The organism is uncultured Sphingomonas sp., from assembly GCF_964250165.1.
Classification (GTDB): domain Bacteria; phylum Pseudomonadota; class Alphaproteobacteria; order Sphingomonadales; family Sphingomonadaceae; genus Sphingomonas.
This window is the reverse complement of the sequence record NZ_CAXUEK010000027.1, coordinates 27,052-32,434: the sequence shown is the minus strand read 5'-3', so window position 1 is coordinate 32,434 and position 5,383 is coordinate 27,052. Positions and strand designations below refer to the sequence as shown.

Here is a 5,383-nt window from a genome sequence, read left to right as displayed (position 1 = left end):
TGGCAGCGTGACTCACAACCCATGGCCTCCGGCAAACCCGGGGCGGTTCACAGCTGGCGTGAATGGGTCGCCGCTCCACCTGCTCGTAGAGGTTGCGGAAGCGGCCCTCCAACGTGAGGTAATAGACATCCATCACGGCGAGCACGATAACGGCGAGCAGCGCGATGATGCCGAGCTGTGCTTTGTCGGCGTTGGTGGAGATCGCGGCTAGGCCGGCCAGGACCGTGACAGTGAAGGTCTTTGCGCTAGCGCTGAAGCCCGACATTCTGGTGATCGCGCCCTGGATCATGTTCAGGTGCGCCAGCCTCATTTCAACGAGCTGGTCCTGGTTGGAGGCCATATCGCGCTCTAGAGGCCGAGCCGGCGGCGAGCGAGCGCGGCGAACTCGTTGAACAGCCGCTCCAGCGCGGGAGCCGCCTCGTTTAGCTTCTTGATCTCCGCCTGCACCGACGCTGGCACAGGATAGCGCGGCTCTCCATGGAGGTGAATGGTCAGGGCGTCGCCGTTAGTCGATGAGGGGGAGAGATATTCGGCCTGCAGGTTGTTGAACTCGCGCAAGGCGGCGAACAGCTCGCTCCACTTGGCCTGGAGCGGGCGATCAAGGAAGCGGTAGCGCGACCCCTCCATGTATCCCAAGTCCCAGAGCGCGCTGGCCTTCGTCTTGTGAACGTCAACGGCGAAGTCGTGCTCGCGAAGATGAGCGAGCACGCCATCACTGAATTGCGACTCGATGCTGGCGAACAGCTTCCTGTCGTGCTCGCTCACGCCCCCGCTGTTGGCCAGCTCGGCGAACAACCATGCGGCGCCCGTGAGGACAACGGCGACCAGCTTCTCGGCGTCGATGTCACGTGGGTGGTCGGGCCAGAGCCCGACGACGATGGCACCGATCAGTGCGACCCCCGCGACGAGCCGGCCCTGCCATGTTGGTAGTGTTCGCGCCAACCAGTCATGCGCAGTCAGCCTACTTCTCTTTGAGTGCGGCCAGCACGATCTTGCCAGCCTCCACGAGCCACGCGGTTTGAACGATTCCCGCAGTGGCGGGTGCGATGCTGATGGCAAGATGCGCCACCGCGGTGAGGAGAGCGATGGATGCCGCAGCCTTGGCGCCGGTGGTCAGCCCTTGCTTGATGCCGTCGTTGGAGGCGCCCAACCAGCCTCCAAGCGTGCTCACGACGATGGAGACCAGGTTCTCCATTGAGCGGATGACGCCGAACACTGCACGCATCGAGGTCTTACCGGGGTTTCGCATAGCCTCCAGCATCCAACGCAGCGTGCGAGGTATCTCGTCGTCCACGACAGGCGCCGCCTGCCTCAAGCTGGCAACCAGCTCCAGGCCGGCGGCGTGCACTGTGTCCACGTCGTCCGACGTGAAGTCCGCCATGGCGGCGTTCTCCGCATACCGGGTCCACTCGGGGAATTGACCCAGGTACATGCCAACGCCCACGCAGAAGGTGCGCAACTGCGCGATTACCGGGTCGGGCAGCTCGTTGGCGAGAACTCCGATCAGCGATTGGACGCCGATGTTCGCCATACCAAGGGCGATGGTGTCGTGCTGGCCTTCCAGTCGCTCGACCGCCTCTCGCATCATCGCTGTGACACGCGGGTCCTGATTTGACTGCTCGAAAGCGAGTAGCAACCCACGGCCCTGATCCAGCAACACCGTCCTGGCGCTGCCCACATTTGCCTTATCAGCGTCCGGCGCCACGGAGGCACGATGCTTGATCGCGAACGCATCGCGGCGCACCTGATACTCAAGAGGGCCGGGCTTCTGTGGCTGCGTGATCGATCTTAGCCGAGTGGCGGGCGAGCCGTTCTTCTGATTTTTCTCGCTGGTGAGCTGCTCGTTATACTGGGCGATGCCGCGGGGCACCTCGACGGACAGCCTGTTGATGGCATCGCTGAACAACTCGGTGCCGTGACGCGCCGACTTGAGCTGGCGGTCGCCAATGTGCTGGTTGAAGAACCGCAACCTCTTGAGGCTATCCAAAGCGAGAATAGACGACATCAGTTGCTTGAAAGCCTCATCGATCTTGCCCACCGTTTGAGCATCACCGGTCAGCCGGAGAATTAACTCGGACGTTTCCTTGATCTTGCGGCCTTCGCCGTTGTTGGGCCATTGCGTCTGAAGTGCCAAAGCCGCGTTGCCAACCTCGCTTGCGAGCCCACGAACCTCCAGGCGCATCAATCGCGTCCAGGTCTGGATGTTCTTGATCGCTGGCGGCTTCATCTGCCGAGCAATGGTCAGCCGGTCCGGTTTGTAAACACCACTATGGCACAGCGCAGACCACCCAAGCTCACGGACAGCGAGAAGAGCCGCATCGCACAGACGGCGCGGCGCAGCCAGGAGGCCGCCATCGTAACTCGGATGGTAGACGTGCTGTAGGCTGGCCGCACCAAGTGCGACACAGGTGCCACAAGAGGTGAGGGCGCGCAGGGCCTTGCCCTGGTCGACGTGCCTCCTCCGCCGAAGTTGGAGCGTAGTCAGCCGATGAACACGCGTCCGATCTTAGAGGTCGTAAATCTCGGCGTGAGCGGCTGCTTCTGGGTCGACACTGCGAGCAGCTACCTGGACAGCTACGCCTCGATTTTCGGCCGGTCAGCATCAGGCACGATCATCGCGAGAGCTGCCGATCGTCTATGGCGCTCCTATCGCGTCCCGAGCTGAGAGGCAGTTCACAATGCTCATGGTTGGCGTCGACCAACGTCGGTACCGATCACACCTGGCGCGTGTCGCTCAGCACTCAAACTTTCCTTGAACTCCGGCAGTCTGCCTTGCGAGCCGAGCCGCCGCTCGTTGGGAGCTAGATGAGACGGAAGGCCTTCAGCAACCCATAAAGAGCGGCTGCCGTGACGAAGAACGCTGGCACGGCGATGCTCAAGATCAGAAGCCAATAGAGATTAGCGGCCAGTCTGACGGCCAAGCGCGCGGCGGAAGCCCGCAGTTGGGTGCTTGGCGTCGCGAAAAGAAGTTCTTCCACGCCTACTCGGGATCCGGCGATGGCGGATGCGACAGCCGCCGCTACGGCGGGATCGTCGTAATAGCCGCTCTGCTTGAGCCGGGCTGCGACAAACGGCGCCGCTCGCACCAGAAAGGTGCGGCGCGCCTCTTTGCCTTTTTGTTGCCGTTCGACCCTGGGAAGAAGTAGCAGGTAGTCAGTGATGCCTTCCCAGCCGAAGGCAATGACCGAGCTCCGCAGCGCCGTCGAAAACACGAGGCCCGCAGCGACTAAGAAGGGGAATCCGAGCATGGTGCCCGATATGGTGAGCAGCGGCAACATGCTCGGCAGCATGGCTAGGGGGCGAGCGCAAAGGCGGCGCGCATGCTTATGAACAGTGGGCCGAACCATTCCGATCTTGGTCCGGCATATACAGTGCCAAACATGGCCCCAAAGCCAAGGACGTAGATGCACGTGGCAAATATAAAAGCCTGCGGAACTGCCTCATCTGACGCATGGCGGCATTGTTGACGTTGATCAGATGCCGGAGCCCCTTGGCCGCCACCGTCCAAAGCAGGTCAAGCACTAATAGCCACGAGCGCGCCTCGTCGGCGGGCACGTAGACCACGACGTCGCACGGCCGGACCAGCGGCTGGGGCCTGAGCGCCTTCATCACTGCAAACTGTCGGCGACGGAGGGCGGGGGTGGCCAGACTGGCCAGCGCGAGCGCCGCGCTCGCGAATAAGCCTAGCAGCAGCAGGAGGAATAGGATGGCACGCACGCTCGCCTCGGCGGCCGCCTCCATCGGGTCGGCCGGCCCGGGAGCGACTGCGCGGCTCTGCATGATCGTAAAGTTCATCATGAGCGTCGCGGGGATGAGCCCAAGGAGCGACACTGTCAGGGTGGCAAAGAAGGTTTTGCGGAGCTTGCGGACATTCCAGGGAATTACCTCAAGGAAGGGCGTTCCAAGGAAGACGAAGCCGTCAATCGGTTCGGGGCAATCGTTCGCGTAAGCATACCGCAAGACGTTTCCGCCATGGCTGTGCCCGATGAGCCAGATGCGCGCATCGGGGTGTTGAAGGATTAACTCGTCAACCGTGCTGCGCAAAACCTCGGCTGCTGCCAGGCCGTCACGCCGCGAATTGCCGCCCAGCGGAATGGCACCACCTCGGCGCCGGATGCCTTGGAGATGATCTGGCACAATGCCGAGCCGGGCTCAATCCACGTCGCGTCGGGCGCGAAAGTGCCATGGACGGTCACACACAAGTTGATCATGACCAAACCCCGATCAGTCGCTGAACGCTAGGCTAGATCGCCCGACGTGAGAAGTTCTTGAGGTCGACGCATATGTCGATGGCTACAAGCGCTTATCGGCTGGCTGAACGATGGGCCGTCCGGACGGGTGATTGGGATGAACAAATGGCAGAAGTCGGGAAGCAGCAACCCCGCCTTGGACGTCCGCAAGTGGGTCCTGTTGATGGTCGATTGGCACCCGTTCCATCTCAGGCGCTTGCAAAATGCTCTCTTATGTAGGGCGTGGCTTCGCTCAGCTTCATTTCCTGCGTCGAGTTGCCCGACCGCACGTAGAAGCGTTCGGCCATGTTGCCGCCCCGGTCCGCGAGGCTGACGAACACGGGCTGGGCCGATCGGTCCATGTCGACCCGGCACACGGCCGTCCCGTCCTGGTCGGGGAAACTCACGCGGATCTTCGCCGCCCGGCAGGCCTGGCCGAAGTGCTTGGTGAAGAGGTTGGTCAGGTGCAGTTCCAGCTTGTCGCGGTTGCCGCCGAGGCAGGCGTAGTCGCAGTCCAGCCCCTTCGCCTGCCCGTCGTCCGTGACGCCGATCAGCAGCGTGCCCCCGACTCGGTTGGCGAAGCCCGCGAGCGTCTTCACGACGACGTCCTCGAGCTTCCTGTTCTCCTGCCCCAGCGCCACGTCCCACCTCAGAGTCTCCTTAAACTCGAGACGCTCGTGCTCGCCTTCGGCGATAAGCGCGGTAAGCGGGGACGGCGGGCGCTGCGGCGACGGCACCGGGGCGTTCGGCCCCAGGATCAGGAGTCCGTCGCGCCGCGCCAGCCAACCCTTCGCCAGCGCCGCCTCGCGCACCTCGGCGATCGCGTCGCGCAGCTGGCTGCTCGTCGACTTGAAGCCGAGCCCGCGGGACACGACCGAGCAGACCTGCTCGTCGGACGCGCCGAAGTTGGCGCGCACGACGTCGACGATGGCGACCTCAATCTCGGCGGGCGGCAGCGTGTCCGGCCGCCTCAGGTTCGGCGAGCGCACCGAGCTGCGGTCCCTTACCTTCGGCTGTCGCCCGGGCACCGTCAGGAAGTCGCCGTCGCGCACCAGCCGCGCGGCGCGGACGGACACGTCGATCGCGCGCTCGACCGCGTCCTGTATGCGGCCGCCGGCGCGCTTGAGGCCCCAGGCGTCGCGGATCCGGTTCAC

The 5,383-nt window shown here is 63.5% G+C and carries 6 protein-coding genes; all 6 read right to left on the bottom strand.

Annotated elements, in window-relative coordinates:
- Positions 1-340: hypothetical protein (locus ACFE64_RS07825; RefSeq protein ID WP_375391898.1), on the bottom strand; the 340-nt coding region annotated here is incomplete at its 3' end.
- 8 nt (positions 341-348) lie between these two features.
- Positions 349-942, bottom strand: coding sequence for a hypothetical protein (locus ACFE64_RS07820; protein WP_375391897.1), 594 nt, complete (start codon positions 940-942; stop codon positions 349-351).
- Positions 943-961: 19 nt separating this feature from the next.
- Complete coding sequence (locus tag ACFE64_RS07815; RefSeq protein ID WP_375391896.1) at positions 962-2,227, bottom strand: hypothetical protein; 1,266 nt, start codon at positions 2,225-2,227, stop codon at positions 962-964.
- 574 nt (positions 2,228-2,801) lie between these two features.
- Entirely contained in the window at positions 2,802-3,278 is a 477-nt protein-coding gene (locus tag ACFE64_RS07810; RefSeq protein ID WP_375391895.1) for a hypothetical protein, read from the bottom strand.
- Between the two features lie 46 nt (positions 3,279-3,324).
- Complete coding sequence (locus ACFE64_RS07805) at positions 3,325-4,137, bottom strand: esterase/lipase family protein (protein WP_375391894.1); 813 nt, start codon at positions 4,135-4,137, stop codon at positions 3,325-3,327.
- A gap of 301 nt (positions 4,138-4,438) precedes the next feature.
- The gene (locus tag ACFE64_RS07800) at positions 4,439-5,281 is read right to left on the bottom strand and encodes a helix-turn-helix domain-containing protein (protein WP_375391893.1); all 843 of its coding nucleotides are present in this window, start codon (positions 5,279-5,281) and stop codon (positions 4,439-4,441) included.
- Positions 5,282-5,383 lie beyond the last annotated feature (102 nt).